Below are 17,222 nucleotides of genomic sequence, written 5' to 3'. Positions count from 1 at the left end.
GGACCGGGCCCTTTTTTCATCCCCGGAGCGCGGCCGGCAGGTCCGCGACGGTGTCCAGCACGCGGTGGACCTGCGCCAGCACCGCCGGATCCGGCGGGAAGTGCGGGTTGGGCACGGCGTAGACGGTCATGCCCGCGGCCAGCGCCGCCTTGAGCCCGTTGGTGGTGTCCTCGACCGCGGCGCACCGCGCGGGGTCCTTGCCCAGCCTGCGCGCGGCTTCGAGGTACACGTCCGGCGCCGGCTTGCCCGCGGCGACCTGCTCGCTGGACAGCGCCGCCGCCACGAGCCCGGTCAGGCCGGTGGCCTCCAGGAACGCTTGGATCAGCACCGGCGGCGACGAGCTGGCGATCGCCACCGGGTACCGCTCGCCGACCGCGCGCACGGCCGCCGCAGCGCCGGGCAGCACGGGTGGCCCGCCCGCGTAGCGCTGGGCCATCTGGTCGATCACGACCTGGGCGATCCGGTCCGGCGTGAGCCGCGCGCCGAGGTGTTCGACGAGGTAGCGCGCCCATTCCGGGGTGCTCATCCCCTGCATCGCCCTGGTCGCCGTGGCCGTCCAGCTGCCGCCGTGGTCGGCGACCACCGCCCGGCGGACCTCGTCCCAGGTCTGCTCGGAGTCCACGAGCACCCCGTCGAGGTCGAAAACCACCGCGTCCATGCTCGTGACCGTACCTACTCGTCCGCCGCGAGGCGCAGGATCGGGTCGAGCAGGCCGGGGAAGCGTTCGTCCAGGTCGTCGCGGCGGACCTGGATCCGCCTGTGCCTGCCGTCCACGGTCATGGTGATCACCCCCGCCTCCCGCAGGATCCGCCAGTGGTTGGTCAGGGTGGACATCGGCACGTCCAGGCCGTCGGCCAGCACGGCGCAGGTCGATCCCGGGCTGCCGGAGGCGCGCCGCACCAGCTCCAGCCGCACCGGGTCGCCGAGCGCGTGCAGGACCGGCGCGAGTGTCAGCGACTCGCGTGCGGGGTGGGGTAGCGATCGCATGGGGCGAGCGTAGCAAACAGTTCGACACTTCGGGATTGTCGAACTATTGTCCGGTCCCATGACGAAGATCGGAACGCGCCCGGGAGCCGGGCGGCGCTGCTCACGCTGACCTGCCTCGGCCAGTTCATGGTGCTGCTCGACAGCACCATCGTCGGCGCGGCGCTGCCCGACATGCGGGAGCGGCTGCACGTCGGGATCAGCGGGCTGCAGTGGATCGTCGACGCCTACGTGCTGCTGGTCGCCATGGTGTTGCTGTCCGGCGGCGTCTTCGCCGACCGGTTCGGCCGCAAACGCGTGTTCCTCGCCGGGGTGGCGGTGTTCACGGCCGTCCGTGGTGTGCGCCGTCGCGCCGTCGATCGGATGGCTGATCGCCGGGCGGGTGGTGCAGGGCATCGGCGCGGCGGCGCTGAGCCCCGCCGCGCTGGCCCTGCTCAGCGCCGCGTACCCGGTTCCGGCTGAGCGGGTCAGGGCGATCGGGCTGTGGGCCGATGCTGCCGTTGCGGCTGTTCCGGGAGCGGTTGTTCACGGTGTCGAACACGGCGATGGTCGTGGTGGGTTTCGCGTTGATGGGCTCGTCGTTCTTCCTTTCGCAGTTCTTCGTGCAGGTCCAGGGCAGCTCGATCCTGGTCGCCAGGTTGCGGACGCTGCCCGCGTCGTTCGGCATGGTGGTGGTGAGCCCGTTCGCGGGCAGGCTGGCGGCGCGGCACGGTCCGGGTCGTGGTCACCAGCGGCCTGGTGCTGGCCGGAGTGGGCCTGCTGGTGCTGGGGTTCGTGGACGCGAACACCGGCTACGGCAACGTGTGGTGGCGGCTCGCGGTGGTCGGCGTGGGGTTCGCGCTGGCGATGTCGCCGCTGACCGGGGCCGCGATCCAGGCGGTGCTGGGCGCGGTCGTCCAGACCGGGGTCGGCCTCGGCAGCGCGTTCGTGGTGGCCGGGGCGGTCACGCTGGCTGGCTTCGCGCTGACCGGACTGTGGCTGACGAAGTCGCTGTGAGCCGAACAACTTAGACAACCTAAGCAATAAAGCTTAGGATAGCTAAGTGAATCCAGGAGTAGCAGAGCTCGCGCACGAGCTGCGCCCGCTGGTCTTCCGCCTCTACTACGTGGTCCGGCGGCTGACCCCGCAGCACCAGCTCACCCTGACCCAGGGATCGGTGCTCAGCGAGCTGGTCCACGGCGGCCCGCGGCGCATGAGCGTCCTCGCCGAGCTGGAAGGCGTGCGGCAGCCGTCGATGACGGACCTGGTCCGCCGGCTGGAGCGGCTCGGTCTGGTGAGCAGGCGCCCCGATCCGGCCGATCGGCGCGCGGTGCTCATCGCGGCGACCGAGTCGGGCACGCGGTACGTGACCGACCTGATCACGGCCCGCGAGGAGTTCCTGCGCGAGCGCCTCGCCGCCCTGGATCCGGCCGACCGCGACGCGATCGACGCGGCGCTGCCGGCCTTGCGGAGGCTCATCGATCCGGTCAAGAAGGAGGAACTGCTCGCATGAGCAGTAACAGTCACGGGAGCCTGCTGGACGCGCTGAAGAACCAGCCGAAGCAGGTGTGGATCACGGCGTTCGCCGCGGTCATCGCGTTCATGGGGATCGGCCTGGTGGATCCGATCCTGCTGTCCATCGCCGAGGGGCTGCACGCCACGCCGTCGCAGGTGACCCTGCTGTTCTCGTCCTACCTCGGCGTCCAGGTGATCGCGATGCTGGTCACCGGCGCGGCGAGCGCGAGGTTCGGTCCGAAGCGGACGGTCCTCGCCGGACTGGCGCTGATCGTGGCCGCGACCGCGCTGTGCGCCGCGGCCGGGTCGATCGAACAGCTCGTCGCCCTGCGCGCGGTGTGGGGTCTCGGCAACGCGTTCTTCATCGCCACCGCGTTGTCCGTGATCGTCGGCGCCGCGACCGGCGGACAGGCCGGCGCGATCCTGCTCTACGAGGCCGCGCTCGGCGTCGGTCTCGCGGTCGGGCCGCTGCTCGGCGCCCTGCTCGGCAGCATCTCCTGGCGCGGCCCGTTCGTCGGCACCGCCGTGCTGATGGCCGCGGCGCTAGTGCTGTGCTCGACCTTCCTGGCGAGCGACAAACACGAGAAGCGGACCCCGATCCGGCTGCTCGACCCGCTGCGCGCGCTGAAGCACGCCGGGCTGCTGCGCACCTCGATCGGCTCGGCGTTCTACACCGCCGCGTTCTTCACCGTCCTGGCGTGGACGCCGTTCGTGCTGGACTGGAGCGCCGTCGCGGTCGGCCTGATCTTCTGCGGCTGGGGCCTGTGCGTCGCGGTCGCCGGGGTGGTGCTCGCGCCGAAACTGGCGGCCCGGCTCGGTGAGCGCCACGCGACCGTGGTGTCCGTGCTCGGCTACGCGGTGCTGATGGTGGTGCTCGTGGTGCCGAGCAAGCCGGTGATCGTGGTCGGCGTGATCGTCTCCGGGCTGGTGTCCGGCCTGCTGAACACCCTGTTCACCGGCACCGCGATGTCGATCAGCGGCGCGCCCCGCCCGGTCGCCAGCGCGGGCTACAACTTCTGCCGGTGGCTCGGCGGCGCCGTGGCCGCAACCCTCGTCGGGCACGTCGCCGAATGGCTCGGGTCGGAGCACGCCCCATTCGTCATCGCCGCGATCCTCTGCGTGCTGGCCGGCGGGCTTCTCGCCGTCCGGACGAACAGCGCGGACCCGCACCGCGTGCCGCGTGAGGCAGCTCTCGTCGGGGAAGAGCTTTGACTGCCGTTCACCTGTAGTTTGAGGACACCTGGCCTCTGTCGCTTAACGTCACCAGCGTTTCCCCTGACTGAGTGACTGGAGACCAGGTGTCCTTCACCCCCGGGCGGCTGCTGCCCCTCCTTACCCACGCGAGCGGCCGGTCCGCCACCACGTGCATCTACCGTTGTGGCAACCAGTGCGCTCACGAAGCGCCCAACGAGTCGTCGAACGAGTACTTCGGTGACGTCGTCAAGGGCATGTCGCGCCGCGGCGTGTTCAAGGCCGGCGCGGTCATGGCCGCCGCGGCCGGCGGGTTCGCCGCCCTGAACGCCGGCGCCACCGCCTCCGCCGCGGTCCCGCCCGCGCTGGCGGGCAAGCGTCCCGGCCGCCCCGTGCCCGGAACGGACTTCACCCCGGTCGCGCCGAACAAGGCCGACGCGGTCGTCATCCCGGACGGCTGGGAGCAGAACGTCGTGATCCGCTGGGGCGACCCGGTCGTCACCGGCGCGCCGGAGTTCGACATCGCCAAGCAGACCGCGGCCGCGCAGGCGAAGCAGTTCGGCTACAACAACGACTTCGTCGGGCTCATCCCGCAGGACCGGCAGGGCAAGCGCTTCCTGATGGTCGTGAACCACGAGTACACGACCGAGACGCAGATGTTCCCGGCGGGCCAGTACGACCCGGCGAACCCGACCGAGGAGCAGGTCAAGATCGGCTGGGCCGCGCACGGCCTGTCCGTCGTGCTCGTGGAGAAGCAGCGCGACGGCGGCCTCGAGGTCGTGCCGAGCCGCTACGGGCGGCGCATCACGCTGGACACCACCTTCGAGGTGCGCGGCCCGGCCGCGGGCTCGAAGTACCTGAAGACCTCCGCCGACCCGACCGGCACCAAGGTGCGCGGCACCCAGAACAACTGCGCCGGCGGCGTGACGCCGTGGGGCACGGTCCTGTCCGGCGAGGAGAACTTCCACCAGTACTTCGCCAACTCGGACAAGATCACCGACCCGGTGCAGCAGGCGCGGCTGACCCGCTACGGCATCGGCAAGGGGACCACGACCCGCAAGTGGGAGCGCTTCGACAAGCGCTGGGACGTGCCGCAGGAGCCCAACGAGGTCAACCGGTTCGGCTGGGTCGTCGAGATCGACCCCAACGACCCGGACTCGACGCCGATCAAGCACACCGCGCTGGGCCGCTTCAAGCACGAGGCCGCCAACGTCAAGATCACCAAGGACGGCCGGGTCGCCGTCTACTCCGGTGACGACGAGCGCTTCGAGTACATCTACAAGTTCGTGTCGAAGGGCAAGTACAAGCCGGGCACCAGCGCCCACGCCCGCCGCCACAACTCGGCGCTGCTCGACGAGGGCACCCTGTACGTCGGCAAGTTCACCGGCGACAGCCCGGCGAGCCAGATCGACGGCACCGGCAAGCTCCCGTCCGACGGCGAGTTCGACGGCCGCGGCGAGTGGATCCCGCTGGCCAGCGGCGACAAGTCCTTCGTGGACGGCTTCACCGCCGAGGAGGTCTACGTCTTCACGCGCCAGGCCGCGGACAAGGCGGGCGCGACCAAGATGGACCGTCCCGAGGACATCGAGCCGAACCCGGTCAACGGCCGCATCTACGCCGCGCTGACCAACAACAGCGACCGCGGCGCGGCGGGCAAGGCCGGCGCCGACGAGGCGAACCCGCGCATCGGCAACAAGAACGGCCACGTGCTGGAGTGGGAGGAGGACCGCGACGACGCGGCCTCGACGAAGTTCTCCTGGCGTCTGCTGCTGGTCTGCGGTGACCCGGCCACGGCCGACACCTACTTCGGCGGTTTCCCGAAGGACCAGGTCAGCCCGATCTCCTGCCCGGACAACGTGGCGTTCGACCCGTACGGCAACCTGTGGATCTCCACCGACGGCAACGCGCTGGGCATGAACGACGGCCTGTTCGCGGTGCCGGTCGACGGCCCGAACCGCGGCCAGGTCAAGCAGTTCCTCACGGTGCCGATCGGCGCGGAGACCTGTGGTCCCAACGTGACGAGCGACTTCGTCACGGTCGCGGTGCAGCACCCCGGTGAGGGCGGCACGGTGAGCAACCCGCAGTCGCACTGGCCGGACGGCGGGACGAACCTGCCCCGCCCCGCCGTCGTCTCGGTGTGGCGCAAGCGCTAACGCCTGGACCGGGGACGGGCACCCAGCGCGAGGGCGACGCAGGCGCCTGCCACCATGCAGGCGCCGACGACCCACAGCCCGGTGCGCTGGGTTCCCGTCACGTCCTTCAGCCAGCCCGTCACGTACGGCGCGGCGAAGCCGGAGATGTTGCCCAGCGAGTTGATCAGCGCGATGCCGCCGGCGGCCGCCGCGCCGGAGAGGAACGTCGAGGGCAACGCCCAGAACGTCGGCAGCGCCGCGCACACCCCCACGGCGCAGACCGTCACCGCGACCATCGCCGCGTATGGGTTGCCCAGGTAGAGCGCCACCGGGATCGCCACGCCGCCGACGATCATCGGCAGCGCGACGTGCCACTTCCGCTCGCGCGTGCGGTCGCCGTGCCGCGCCCAGAAGAGCATCACCACCGCGGCGATGACGTACGGGGTCGCCGTGACCAGCCCGGCCTGCACGGTGGACAGCTTCGTGCCGAACTCCTGCCCGAACCCGGCGATGATCGTCGGCAGGAAGAACCCGAGCGCGTACAGGCCGTAGGCGATCGCGAAGTACACGAACGCCAGGCCGAGGATGCGCGGGTGGGTCAGCGCCTTGCGCAGCGGCCAGTGGTGCTCGGCCTCGGTCGCCTTGCGCTCGTTGTCCAGTTCGGTTGTCAGCCAGCGGCGCTCGTCCTCGGTGAGCCACTTCGCCTGCTCGGGGCGGTCGGTCAGGTAGAACCAGGTCGCGAACGCGAGCAGGATCGCCGGGATGCCCTCGACGAGGAACATGAACCGCCATCCGGACAGCCCGAACACGCCGTGCCCGTGCGCGATCAGCAGGCTGGACACGGTCGCCCCGATCGCCGACGACACCGGCACGGCCGCCATGAACAGGGCGACGGCCTTGGCCCGCTGCGCCGCCGGGAACCAGTACGTCAGGTACAGGATGATGCCGGGGAAGAAGCCCGCCTCGGCGACGCCGAGCAGGAACCGCATGATCACCAGCGTCGTGGGGTTGGGCACGAACGCCAGCACCGTCGCGATGATCCCCCAGGTGATCATGATCCGGGCGAGCCACCGGCGCGCGCCGAACCGGTGCAGCGCGAGGTTGCTGGGCACCTCGAGCGTCAGGTAGCCGAGGAAGAAGATGCCGGAGGCGAACCCGAACGCGGTCGCGGACATGCCGAGTTCGGCGTTCATCCCGTTCGGCCCAGCGAAGCCGATGTTGACGCGGTCCAGGTAGTTCACGAAGTACAGCAGGGCAAGGAAGGGCATGATCCGCAGCGCGACCTTGCCCAGCACGCGGTCACCCTCGGCGATCGTCCTCGTCGACATCCCCGCATTGCATGCCACGTTCGAGTGGTTCGTCAAGATCTGCCCAGAACAAGTTCGATCTCGTTGCGCGGGTACGGCGTCATCCGGCTCGCCGTGTGCAGGCGGAAGTAGAAGTCGTTGACGAGCGCGGCGACCGGTGCGTGCCGCCGGACGACCTCCGCGGCCGCGGGCGGCAGTGCGGGGAGGTCGCCGGTGCGGATGGCCGTGTTGCGCAACGGGACTTCGGCGATGCCGCCGAGTTCGCACACGATCCAGTTGACCAGGTGGGTGAGCACGTAGCTCCGGTCGTGTGTCGCGTGGTCGACGAGGAACCGGCGCTCGGCGGCGGTGAGGTCGAACCGGGACGCGGACGCCAGCCCGAAGTCGGTGAGGTATAGCCGTTCGCCGTCGGTGAGGGTGTTGCCGAAGTGCGCGTCGAAGTGCCACAACCCGAGCCGGCTCAGCGACTCGGCGATGGCCGACAGGTCGCGCTCGGCCATCCCGCACGCGCCCGCGTGCATCCAGCGATGCAGGTCGTGCGGCACGTGTTCGAGGAACAACACCAGGTCGGCCGGCGCCGTGGCGAGCGCCTCCAGCCTCCGCCGCACGCCCGGGTGGCCATGCCAGAACGCGACCTGCTCCGCCCGCTCGGCCGCGGTCGGCACCGGCCGCGGCCTGGCGTCGAGGACGCGCCAGTGGTGCAGCAGCAGGAAGTTCTCGCTGCCGCCGGCGAGCACGTCGTCGCTGGTCAGCACGTGCGCGGCCAGTTCGCGCCAGGCGCCGCCGCCCGCCGAGCCGACCCCGTAGTGCGACCAGACCGGCAGGCCGAAGTGGTCGGCGGTCGAGCGCGGGCGCGCCAGCTCGACCCCGGTGACCGGCACCCGCTTCACGAAGACCGGCGCCCCGCCGAGGTCGGCGAGCCAGGTGGTGCCGCCGATGCCCGCGCCGAGCGGCTGGGCGGACTCCAGCAACGCCTTCAGCCGTAGCTCGCTGAGCTGCGTCAACGCGGCGGAGACCCGCGCGTGGCGCGCCCGCCGGGCGGGGAGGGACTGCGGCAACGGGATCTCCTCCAGCGGGCCGGGATCAACCACCTAACGTAGGGGCATGCCCGAAAGTCCTCTCGCCCTCGTCACCGGTGCCTCCCGCGGGATCGGCGCCTCCGTTGCCCGCGCTCTCGCGCCCGCGTACCGCGTGCTGCTCGGCGGCCGCGACGTCGACGCGCTCGCCGATCAGGCCGCCGAAACCGCGAACGCCGAGCCGTGGCCGGTGGACCTGAGTGACCTCGACGGCGTGCGCGGGGCGGTCGCCGGCATCGACCGGCTGGACGTGCTCGTCCACTCGGCGGGCACGGCCGAGCTGGGCACCGTCGAGCAGGCCGCGCCCTCGGCGTGGCGGCAGAACTTCGAGGTCAACGTCGTCGCCGTGGCGGAGCTGACCCGGCTGCTGCTGCCCGCGCTGCGTGCCGCGCATGGGCACGTCGTGATCATCAATTCCGGCCAGGGCCTGTCCGCCCGCGCCGGCTGGGGCCCCTACGCGGCCAGCAAGCACGCGGTGCGCGCGTTCGCCGACGCGCTGCGCGACGAGGAGCCCGGCATCCGCGTCACCTCGGTCTACCCCGGCCGCACCGACACCGAGATGCAGCAGGCGATCATCGCCGGGGAGGGCAGGGAGTACGCCCCGGCCCAGTACCTGCGGCCGGACTCGGTCGCCGCGGCGGTGCTGTCCGCGGTTACCGCCAGCCCGGACGCGCACATCTCCGACGTGAGCATCCGGCCCCGGCCGCACTAGACGTCGGGGCCGATCGAACCGACGAACTCGCGGAAGTCGCCTGCCAGCGCGTCGAACTCCGCACGCGTGCAGGTCAGCACGGCGCGGACGACGGCGCGCTGTCCCGCCCCCTCGCCCATCGCGAGGTGGACCTCGCTGCGCACGAACGTCTCGTCGCCGGCCGTGAACCGCAGCTCCTGCACGAACCCGCCGTCGCCGATCTCGTCACCGCTGAGCACGGTCACCTCGTCGGCCGTCTCGCGCAGGTCCCTCGCGGATTCGGCGGCGACCTCGCGCAAGGGCGTCGCGACCGGCCACATCCCGCCGGTCAGCATGATCCCGGCGGTGGGCGACCGCACCGCGGCGAAGGCGGCGTCCCGCGACGGCACCGGTTCCCAGCCGTCGGGAAGTCCGAAGTGGACCGGAACGGGCAGTGTCATCCGAACAACCCCTTGACGGACTTGCCGACGTCGACGACGTCGTCGCCGAAGTCCTTGATGCCTTCGCCTGCGGCCTCGATGCCGTCGCCGACCGCGTTCGCGGCCGACTTCGCGGTCTCCGCGACCTTGTGCCCGTCGACCTGCAGGTCGAACCCGACCTCGCCGCCGATCCCGAGCGCCGCCCCGGCGTTGCCCTTGATGTGGAACTTGCCGTCCTCGCCCTTGCCGACGGTGAACCCGGCCTCGGCGCCGAGCCCGGCCCAGCCCTCCGCGGTCGCGCCCGCCCCGACGCCGCCGACGTCGACGGCGCCGCGCAGACTGCCGCGTGCCCCGGCGAACACCCCGGCCTTGGCTTCGACCGCCTCCTTCGTGGCCTTGAACCCGGCGCGGCCGCGGACGCCGAACATGCCTTCGGCCTTGCCGTCGAGACCGAGGACGCCGTAGTCGAGGCGGCCGGTCGCGGTGCTCTTGACGCCGTCGATGGTCTCGGCTTCCAGGATGAGGCCCTTGTTGTTCAGCGCCGCCTGGAGGTTGGTCTCGATGCCGACCATCGTCTCGACCTTGCCGGTGAGGGTCAGGTCGCCCTTCTGGAGCTTGCCCTCGGCGACCTGGTGCAGCAGGTAGGCGTAGTAGCGGTAGCGGCCCAGCTTGCCGTGCTCCGGCGGGATGAACTTGTTGCCGTACTCCCACGTCTTGATCGACGAGCTGCCACTGGCATCCCACCCGCTGGTGATCGCGTCGACGAGACCGCCGATCGCGCTGCCTGCCGCGGCCTCGATGGTGCCGATGACGCGTGCGGCGTCGACGGCTTCGCGTTCCAGCTGGCCACGGGCCCGGTCGAGCAGTTCCCGCGCCTGCTGCTGGAGCTGCTCACCCTGCCGCACCGCTTCTTCCGCGGCATCCTCGGCGGCCTGCCCGGCGGCTTGCTCGAGAGCGCGGCGGCCGTCGTTCCACAGCTCGATCGCCTCCCGGGCCTGCTCCTGCGCCCAGCGCAGCGTGTCGGCGTAGCGGCTCAGACCGCCCGCGGCGGCCGCGAGGCTGTCGGCCGCCTTCAGCCACTGCGGTGGCAGCCGGTCGATCAGCTCGCCGAAGGCGTCGGAGGCCGCGCCCTGCCAGCCCGGCACGCCGAAGCCGGCCAGCCCGGAGCCGACGCCCTCGAACTGCTTCGCCTGGTCGAGCAGGGTGCGGACGTGCTCGACGATCGTGTCCGGAGAGCCGGGGACGAGCGCGCGCGGATCGTCGGTGGAGCCGAGCTCCGCGCTCACCGCCCGGCCCGGCGGATGGCGGCCTCGTTGTCGAGCTCGGCGCCCTGGAACAACGTGGCAGTGTTGCGCAGCGCGGTGCCCGTCAGGCCGACCCGCTCCTGCAGCAAGCGCGCGGCGACGCGCGCCAGTCCGGTGAACTCGCCGAGCCTGCTCGCCAGACCGGGATCGCCGTAGACGTCCGCCGTCGCCGCGATCCCGGCGAGCGGCGAGTGGTCCAATTTGGTCAGTAGATCGTCCAGGTGGCCCGCGGCTCCACCCAGATCGTCCGGCTCGGCGTCAAGAACTCCCCACACGTGCTCCGATGTAAGCCAGCGGGCGGGAACGGGCGGTGAACGAGCGTGTGAACCGGGGTGAACCGTCCGCTAAGATCAAGATCGCGCGATTCCGTTTTGCAACGTTCTGACCACGGTGTCCACGATGCCGTGCCGGGGCACGCCGGACAGTTCGCCCTCGGTGTGCCCGGTGTACACCAGCGCGCACAGCACCCGCTGGATCCACTATGGAGTGAGCCCGGGTCGAACACGCCGTCGGCCTGCCCGCGTTCGATGAGTGCGATCACCGGATCGTCCGGCGGCGTGCCGCCCTCCGGGCCGTGCTCGGCCAGCACCCGCGGGTCGCCGAACAGGAAGACTGGCCGGTCCCCGACCGCCACCATCGCGCCTACCAGCCTGCGCATGGCGTCCAGCGCCGGCCCCTGGTCGATCGCCGCGTCGGCGACGGAGGACTCGATGGCTGCGATCGAGTCCTCGACGGCGGCCTTGATCAGGGTAGCGCGGTCCGGGAAGTAGCGGTGCAGGGTGGTCCGCCCGACCCCGGTCGCGGCGGCACTGAGGATGGCGCTGCGGGTCCGAGTGGGCGGCCGCGCACGTCTCGTTGTTCCGTTAGGCGCGCAAGCGGGCGGCCGCGTCGCGGGCCGCGGACTGGACCTTGCCGCGATCGACGCGCACCGGCTCGCGGTCGGACACCACCTGTTCGCCGGCCACCCAGACGTCGCGGACCTGACGGGATCCGGACGCCCACACCAGGTTCGAGATCACCTGCTCGTCCGGCTCGTCCAGCCCGGTCGCGAACGCCGGGCCGTCCGGGTCGACGTGCACGAAGTCGGCCCAGCGGCCGGGCTCCAGCGCGCCGATGTCGGTCCGGCTCAGCGCGTCCGCCCCACCGCGGGTGGCCAGCAGCAGCGCGTCCTTCGCCCGCAACGCGGTCGAGTCCTGTGTGGACAGCCGGGCGAGCATCGCGGAGAGCTGGACCTCCTCCCACAGGTCGAGGTCGTCGTTGCTGGCCGGGCCGTCCGTGCCGAGCCCGACCGCGACCGCCGCCGCCCGCAGGTCGGTCAGCCGCGCGATGCCCGACGCCAGCTTCGCGTTCGACCCGGGGCAGTGCGCCACCCCGGTGCCGCGCGCCGCGAACAACGCGACGTCCTCATCGGACAGGTGGACGGCGTGCGCGGCGAGCACCCGCCCGCCCAGCATGCCGACCTCCTCCAGCAGCCGCGGCACCGAGCCGAACTCCGCGCGCTGCCGGGCGTCCTCGTCCGCCGCCTCGGCGACGTGGATCTGCACCAGCGCACCCCGCGCCGCGGCCGATTCGGTGACCTGCCGCAGCGCCTCGACCGGCAGCATGTACGCCGAATGCGGCGCGTAGGACAGCTCGATCCGCTCTCCGGGGCCGAATCGCAGGCCGTCGGCGTCGATCCAGCGGTCCGCCACCTCGATCATGCGCCGCCAGTCGACGCCGGGCAGGTCGATGATCGGGCCGCCGAGCACCGCCCGCGCGCCGGTCTCCAGCACCGCCTCGGCCATCTGCTCGGCGAAGAAGTACATCTCCGCGCTGGTGGTGACACCGTGCCGGAGCATCTCGACCGAGCCGAGCAGCATCCCGGCACGCACGTCCTCCGCACGCAGCTTCGCCTCGGCGGGCCAGATGATCTCGTTGAGCCAGCGCAGCAGCGGCAGGTCGCCGCCCATGCCGCGCAGCAGGGTCATCGGGCTGTGCGCGTGCGCGTTGATCAGGCCGGGCAGCAGGATCCCGGTCAGCTCGGTGACCGGCAGGTCGCCGGGCGCCTCGCCGGCCGGGCCGCAGAAGGTGATGCGCCCGTCGTCGCCGACGTCGACCACGCCGTCCCGGATGACCGAGCAGGCCGGATCGCAGGGCAGGACGACGGGGGCGCGGAAGCGTTGCGGCATCCTGGGATTCTAGGTCTCCCGCCGGGCCGTGGCGGCCAGCGACCCGAGCAGCGCGAGTGCCTCGGCGCTCGGCGAACCCGGTTCGGCGTGGTAGACGACGAGCTCCTGCCCAGGGCTGGAACGGACGTCGAAGGTCTGCATGGTCAGGGTCAGCGGACCGACCTCGCGGTGCGCGAACTCCTTGCGCTCCAGGCTCTTGCCGCGCGCGTCGTGACTGGTCCACAGCTCGGCGAACTCCGGGCTGGCGGCGAGGAGTTCGGCGAGGACCTGCCGGACCCGCGGGTCGTCCGGGTTCTTGCCGTAGCCGAGCCGGAACCCGGCGACCGAGTTGCGCGCCACCTCGTGCCAGTCCCGGTAGAAGGTGCGGGCGGCGGGGTCGGTGAACACGACGTGCATCAGGTTGCGCGAGTGCGCCCAGTCGTGGAACAGCGCGTCGGCGATCGCGTTGGAGGCGAGCACGTCGTAGGCGAGGTTGTAGACGATGGCGGGGTTGTCCGGCCAGGCGCTCATCAGCTGCAGCAGGCTCGGGCCGACCCGGGCGGGGACCGGGGTGAGCCGGGTGCGCGGGCTGAGCCCGGCGAGGCGGAACAGGTGCTGTCGGCCGTCCTCGCCGAGGCGGAGCGCGGCGGCCAGGGCGTCGACCACCTGCGCCGACGGGGTGCGCTCGCGGCCCTGCTCCAGGCGGACGTAGTAGTCCACACTGACGCCCGCCAGCAGCGCCACCTCCTCGCGGCGCAGGCCGGGCACGCGGCGCTGGCCGGTGCCGGGGAGGTTGACCTCCTCCGGGCGCACCTGGGACCGCCGCGAGCTGAGGAAGTCGCCGAGTTCGGACCGTGGCATGCCGTGATCGTAGGTCGGCGGCGGCGGTACTACCTGGGTGCAGCGCTCCCAGGAAGACCGCGCCCTGCCGCGGTCCGGCAGGCCGGGCCACCGTCGGTGCCATGAGCAAACTGGATCTCACCGGACGGGTCGCCGTCGTCACCGGCGCGGCGCGCGGCATCGGCCGGGCGTGCGCGACGAGTTGCTGCGTGCTGGTGAACAACGCCGGGCGGACGCTGAACAAGCCGGTGACCGAGACGACTGTCGAGGACTTCGAGGCGATCCTGCGGGTCAACGCGCGCGGGAACTTCGTGCAGGCGCGGGAGGCGTTCCGCGTGATGGCGGCCGGGGGGCGGGTCCATCGTGTCGATCGCGTCGGTGTCGCCGGTGGTGGCGTTCGAGACGCAGACCGTCTACGCCGCGTCGAAGGGCGCGCTGGCCCAGATGACGCGGGTGCTGGCCATCACGGGCGGGCCGGCCGGGATCCGTTCGAACGCCGTCCTGCCGGGCGTCGTCGACACCGACATCATGGAGGGGGTGGTCGACAACGGCCGCGAAATGCTCGCCTCGTTCGGCCCCGCCCACCCGATCGGCCGCATCGGCACAGCCGACGAGGCCGCCGAAGCGGTGGCGTTCCTGTCCTCCGACGCGGCGAGCTTCATCACCGGAGCGCTGCTCCCGGTCGACGGCGGCTGGACGGCGCAGTGACTCAGCGCGGCAGGAGCGGTTCGAGGCTGATGGCCAGGTCCTGAGCCGCGGCGCAGGCCTCCGCCTGCAGGTCGGCGGAGAGCAACACGACGGTCGTCGCGGCCTGGGCGTGCCCGGGGACGTCGAGCACGACCTCGCACGTCCCGGGGCCGGTGAACTGGCCGATCAGCGCCTTGCGGCCGTTGACGTCGAACGGCGCCGCCCCTGCCGGTTCCCCCTGCTCCTGCTCCAGGGTGATGCTCACGGTGCCGTAGCCCGGTTTGGACGCGCCGCACTCGTCCCGTACGCCGATCGGCCTGCCCGGCGTGAACCCCTGCCCGGCGAGCAGCTGGTCGAGGACGGCGCAGGCGGACAGCGGCTCCCGCGGGCTCGCGGTGGGTGCCTCCGTCGTCGGCGTCGGCCTGTCGCTGTCGGGTGTCGAGCAGGCTGTGAGACCGGCCGCCGCGACGACCGCGGCCACCAGCGCCGCCCTGCGCTCCATGAACGGAAAGCCTGCACCCTGCGTGGCTAGTCCACCAGTCCGCTGCGCCACGCCCAGGCCGCGACCTCGACGCGGTTCCGCGCGCCGACCTTGCCCTGCACCGCGGCCAGGTGCGTCTTCACCGTCGACAGGGACATGTACAGCTCGGCGCCGATCTCCGTGTTCGTCAGGCCGCGGGCCGCCGCCTTGACCACGTCCAGCTCGCGCGCCGTCAGCGGCTCCTTTGGCGGATCGACCTGCCGCCGCGCGGACGCGCCCTCGAAGTGCTTCAGCAGCCGCACCGTCACCTGCGGCGACACCAGCGCGTCGCCGCGGTGGGCGGCCCGGATCGCCTCGATCAGCAGCGCGGGGCCGGCGTCCTTGAGCAGGAAACCGCTCGCGCCGTTGCGCAGCGCGGTGTGCACGTACTCGTCCAGGTCGAACGTCGTCACCACCACGACCTTCAGCGGGTCGGCCACGTTCGGCCCGGCCAGCTGGCGCGTCACCTCCAGCCCGTCCAGCCCGGGCATCCGGATGTCCAGCAGGCACACGTCCGGCCGCAGCTCACGCGCCTTCGTCACCGCCGCGACGCCGTCCTCGACGTCCGCGACCACCTCGATGTCGTCCTGGGCGTCGAGGATCATCTGGAACCCCATGCGCACCATGCTCTGGTCGTCGGCGATCAGTACGCGAATCAATCCTGCTCCTCCACCGGCAACCACGCCTCCACCACCCAGCCCCCGTCCGGCGCCGGGCCCGCGGCGAGCCGGCCGTGCAGCAGCTCGACCCGCTCGCGCATCCCGACGAGACCGTATCCCCCGGAACCTCCCGCCGGACGCGCCACCACCTGGCGGCCGTCGTCGGCCACCCGGATGTGCAGTTCGCCGTCCCGGACCTCGGCCAGCACGCACGCCCGCGTCGCGCCCGCCGCGTGCTTGCCGATGTTCGTCAGCGACTCCTGCACCAGCCGCAGCGCCGAGCGCGCCACCTCCTGCGGCAGGTCCGCGGGCACTCGCACGTCGGCCTCCGCGGGGACGCCGTGGTGCCCGGACTCCACGAGCCGCCGCAGGTCCGCGTCCAGGTCCATGGTGGCCTGGTCGGTGACCGCCTCCCCGCCCGCGCGCATGCTGCCGACCAGCCGGCGCATCGCGGTCATCGCCTCGGTGCCCGCGGCCTCGATGCGTTCGATGACCTCCAGCGCGACCTTCGGGTTCTGGTCGGCGATCACCTTCGCCGCTTGCGCCTGCACGATGATCCCGGTGACGTGGTGCGCGACCAGGTCGTGCAGTTCCCGCGCCAGCGCCATGCGCTCGGAGTTCTGCGCGTCGGCGACCGCGGCCTCGACGACCTTGCGCCGCTCGGAGTCGCGGGCCCGGAAGTACAGCCCGGCGGCCACCGCGATCCCGAGCACGAGCACCGCGGCGATCACCAGGTCGCGCAGGTCCGACATGTGCGCCCGGCCCCGGCCGCTGACCACCGTGGTGAGCGTGGTGAACGCGACCGCGGCCGACATCAACGCGATCGCGCCCCACGCCCGCTTCGGCTCGACCGACCGGACCAGCAGGACCACGACGATGATCCCGGCGACGATCTCGGTGAATGGCAGGGCGCCGAAGCCAAGCAGGTACTGCCGCGGCGCGATCCACAGCGCCGCCGAGGTGGCGGAGATGATCCCGGCGAGCAGCAGGCCGGCGCGCAGCGGGCGGCGGGTCGCGTAGACGGCCGTCGCGGCCGCCGCGAGCGAGCAGGTCAGCGCGGGCAGCGCCCGGATGTTGCTGTCCAGCAGCTGGTACAGCTCCAGGAAGACGGGCAGGCTGAGCGCGCCGATCAGCGGCCACTGCTCGCGCACCAGGTCGCGCACCGCGCTCTCCTTGCGCGGGGCCTGCCCGCGCCGGAAGTGCAGCCCGGCGAGCACCACGGCGACCAGCAGCACCATGCCGAGCAGCATCGTCTCGCTCAGCCCGCGGCTGTCCGAGCCGTTGCGGTAGGCGGTGGCGAGCAGGGTGGCGAGCACCAGCGTGCCGGTGCCGACGATGGACTCCGCCCACCGCACCCACCGCACGCAGAAGAACACCAGCTCCAGCCCGGCGACGGTCTCGCTCAGCGACACGTGGCTCAGCAGCGTCGTGTAGGCCGCCGCGTCGGTCGCCCGGATCAGGAAGGTCGACGCGAACAACGTCGCGGCGCCCGCGAACACGGCCACCGCGGGCCGGGTCCGCGCCCACAGCGCGCACGCGCCCAGCGCGACCATCCCGGGCAGCAGCAGGAGATCCCGGCCCCGCGGTCCCAGCGAGTCCACACTGGCCGGCAGCACCACCGCGAGATCGCACAGGAAGGCGGCGAGCAGCAGGACGCCTTCGAGACCCAGCCATCGCCAGGCCGAGGTCACGCGATCGGAGAACGGCACAACGGAACGGTAGAGGATCCGCGCGTCCCCGCACCTTGGCCGCCCGGCCACCCCGTATCGGC

At 72.1% G+C, this 17,222-nt stretch carries 19 protein-coding genes and 1 pseudogene; 8 read left to right on the top strand and 12 right to left on the bottom strand.

What is annotated here, in order from left to right; genetic code table 11:
• Positions 1 to 16 precede the first annotated feature (16 nt).
• Together AMETH_RS35040 and AMETH_RS35035 are read right to left on the bottom strand one after the other, a co-directional pair.
• Positions 17 to 658: an HAD family hydrolase gene (locus AMETH_RS35040; RefSeq protein WP_017985874.1), complete on the bottom strand. Its 642-nt coding sequence runs from the start codon at positions 656 to 658 to the stop codon at positions 17 to 19.
• Between the two features lie 14 nt (positions 659 to 672).
• Positions 673 to 987, bottom strand: coding sequence for an ArsR/SmtB family transcription factor (locus tag AMETH_RS35035; protein ID WP_017985873.1), 315 nt, complete (start codon positions 985 to 987; stop codon positions 673 to 675).
• Positions 988 to 1,113: 126 nt separating this feature from the next.
• On the opposite strand from AMETH_RS35035, the gene AMETH_RS39490 reads away from it, so the two are divergent.
• The 5 genes from AMETH_RS39490 to AMETH_RS35015 all read left to right on the top strand — a co-directional run bounded on the left by AMETH_RS39490 (position 1,114) and on the right by AMETH_RS35015 (position 5,822).
• Positions 1,114 to 1,446, top strand: coding sequence for an MFS transporter (locus AMETH_RS39490; RefSeq protein ID WP_026153643.1), 333 nt, complete (start codon positions 1,114 to 1,116; stop codon positions 1,444 to 1,446).
• Between the two features lie 258 nt (positions 1,447 to 1,704).
• Positions 1,705 to 1,980, top strand: coding sequence for a hypothetical protein (locus tag AMETH_RS39485; protein ID WP_026153642.1), 276 nt, complete (start codon positions 1,705 to 1,707; stop codon positions 1,978 to 1,980).
• Positions 1,981 to 2,026: 46 nt separating this feature from the next.
• Positions 2,027 to 2,476 carry a MarR family winged helix-turn-helix transcriptional regulator gene (locus AMETH_RS35025; protein WP_017985872.1) on the top strand — a complete coding sequence of 150 codons (450 nt, stop codon included), beginning with the start codon at positions 2,027 to 2,029 and terminating at the stop codon, positions 2,474 to 2,476.
• Positions 2,473 to 3,690, top strand: a complete 1,218-nt coding sequence (locus tag AMETH_RS35020; RefSeq protein WP_017985871.1) for an MFS transporter — start codon at positions 2,473 to 2,475, stop codon at positions 3,688 to 3,690. The genes AMETH_RS35025 and AMETH_RS35020 overlap by 4 nt, the downstream gene beginning before the upstream one ends.
• Positions 3,691 to 3,776: 86 nt before the next feature.
• On the top strand, positions 3,777 to 5,822 hold the full coding sequence (locus AMETH_RS35015; protein ID WP_017985870.1) for a PhoX family protein: 2,046 nt from the start codon (positions 3,777 to 3,779) through the stop codon (positions 5,820 to 5,822).
• Here AMETH_RS35015 and AMETH_RS35010 read toward each other — a convergent pair.
• A complete protein-coding gene (locus AMETH_RS35010; protein WP_017985869.1) occupies positions 5,819 to 7,129 on the bottom strand; it encodes an MFS transporter in 1,311 nt (436 codons plus the stop codon). The genes AMETH_RS35015 and AMETH_RS35010 overlap by 4 nt on opposite strands.
• A gap of 32 nt (positions 7,130 to 7,161) precedes the next feature.
• Positions 7,162 to 8,199, bottom strand: a complete 1,038-nt coding sequence (locus tag AMETH_RS35005; RefSeq protein ID WP_017985868.1) for a BUD32 family EKC/KEOPS complex subunit — start codon at positions 8,197 to 8,199, stop codon at positions 7,162 to 7,164.
• 13 nt (positions 8,200 to 8,212) lie between these two features.
• Between AMETH_RS35005 and AMETH_RS35000 the strand changes: the two genes are divergently transcribed.
• Positions 8,213 to 8,896, top strand: a complete 684-nt coding sequence (locus AMETH_RS35000) for an SDR family oxidoreductase (RefSeq protein WP_017985867.1) — start codon at positions 8,213 to 8,215, stop codon at positions 8,894 to 8,896.
• Here the strand turns inward: AMETH_RS35000 and AMETH_RS34995 are convergent.
• The 5 genes from AMETH_RS34995 to AMETH_RS34970 form a co-directional block, all read right to left on the bottom strand.
• Positions 8,893 to 9,315, bottom strand: a complete 423-nt coding sequence (locus AMETH_RS34995; RefSeq protein WP_017985866.1) for a hypothetical protein — start codon at positions 9,313 to 9,315, stop codon at positions 8,893 to 8,895. The genes AMETH_RS35000 and AMETH_RS34995 overlap by 4 nt on opposite strands.
• On the bottom strand, positions 9,312 to 10,580 hold the full coding sequence (locus tag AMETH_RS34990) for a putative T7SS-secreted protein (RefSeq protein WP_017985865.1): 1,269 nt from the start codon (positions 10,578 to 10,580) through the stop codon (positions 9,312 to 9,314). Before AMETH_RS34990 ends, AMETH_RS34995 begins: the two co-directional genes overlap by 4 nt.
• Positions 10,577 to 10,873: a hypothetical protein gene (locus AMETH_RS34985; RefSeq protein WP_223843012.1), complete on the bottom strand. Its 297-nt coding sequence runs from the start codon at positions 10,871 to 10,873 to the stop codon at positions 10,577 to 10,579. Before AMETH_RS34985 ends, AMETH_RS34990 begins: the two co-directional genes overlap by 4 nt.
• 588 nt (positions 10,874 to 11,461) lie before the next feature.
• Positions 11,462 to 12,766, bottom strand: coding sequence for an amidohydrolase family protein (locus tag AMETH_RS34975; protein WP_017985861.1), 1,305 nt, complete (start codon positions 12,764 to 12,766; stop codon positions 11,462 to 11,464).
• 9 nt (positions 12,767 to 12,775) lie between these two features.
• Positions 12,776 to 13,606 carry a helix-turn-helix transcriptional regulator gene (locus AMETH_RS34970; RefSeq protein ID WP_017985860.1) on the bottom strand — a complete coding sequence of 277 codons (831 nt, stop codon included), beginning with the start codon at positions 13,604 to 13,606 and terminating at the stop codon, positions 12,776 to 12,778.
• A 101-nt stretch (positions 13,607 to 13,707) separates the two neighbouring features.
• Here AMETH_RS34970 and AMETH_RS42305 point away from each other — a divergent pair.
• Positions 13,708 to 13,878, top strand: a pseudogene (locus AMETH_RS42305) (short-chain dehydrogenase); the annotation flags it as partial.
• Between the two features lie 70 nt (positions 13,879 to 13,948).
• Positions 13,949 to 14,293, top strand: a complete 345-nt coding sequence (locus AMETH_RS42300; RefSeq protein ID WP_017985859.1) for an SDR family NAD(P)-dependent oxidoreductase — start codon at positions 13,949 to 13,951, stop codon at positions 14,291 to 14,293.
• A gap of 1 nt (position 14,294) precedes the next feature.
• On the opposite strand, the gene AMETH_RS34960 is transcribed toward AMETH_RS42300, so the two are convergent.
• Genes AMETH_RS34960 through AMETH_RS34950 form a run of 3 tightly spaced genes read right to left on the bottom strand, consistent with a single transcriptional unit; the run spans position 14,295 to position 17,160 of the window.
• Positions 14,295 to 14,774 (bottom strand): DUF3558 domain-containing protein, encoded by a 480-nt coding sequence (locus AMETH_RS34960; protein ID WP_017985858.1) that lies wholly within the window; start codon positions 14,772 to 14,774, stop codon positions 14,295 to 14,297.
• Between the two features lie 26 nt (positions 14,775 to 14,800).
• Entirely contained in the window at positions 14,801 to 15,451 is a 651-nt protein-coding gene (locus AMETH_RS34955) for a response regulator (protein ID WP_017985857.1), read from the bottom strand.
• Positions 15,448 to 17,160: a sensor histidine kinase gene (locus AMETH_RS34950; RefSeq protein WP_017985856.1), complete on the bottom strand. Its 1,713-nt coding sequence runs from the start codon at positions 17,158 to 17,160 to the stop codon at positions 15,448 to 15,450. The genes AMETH_RS34955 and AMETH_RS34950 overlap by 4 nt, the downstream gene beginning before the upstream one ends.
• Positions 17,161 to 17,222 lie beyond the last annotated feature (62 nt).

It is taken from the genome of Amycolatopsis methanolica 239 (assembly GCF_000739085.1).
GTDB classification, from domain to species: Bacteria; Actinomycetota; Actinomycetes; order Mycobacteriales; family Pseudonocardiaceae; genus Amycolatopsis_E; species Amycolatopsis_E methanolica.
The sequence above is the reverse complement of the archived record's forward strand: the minus strand, read 5'-3'. Positions and strand labels throughout refer to the sequence as shown.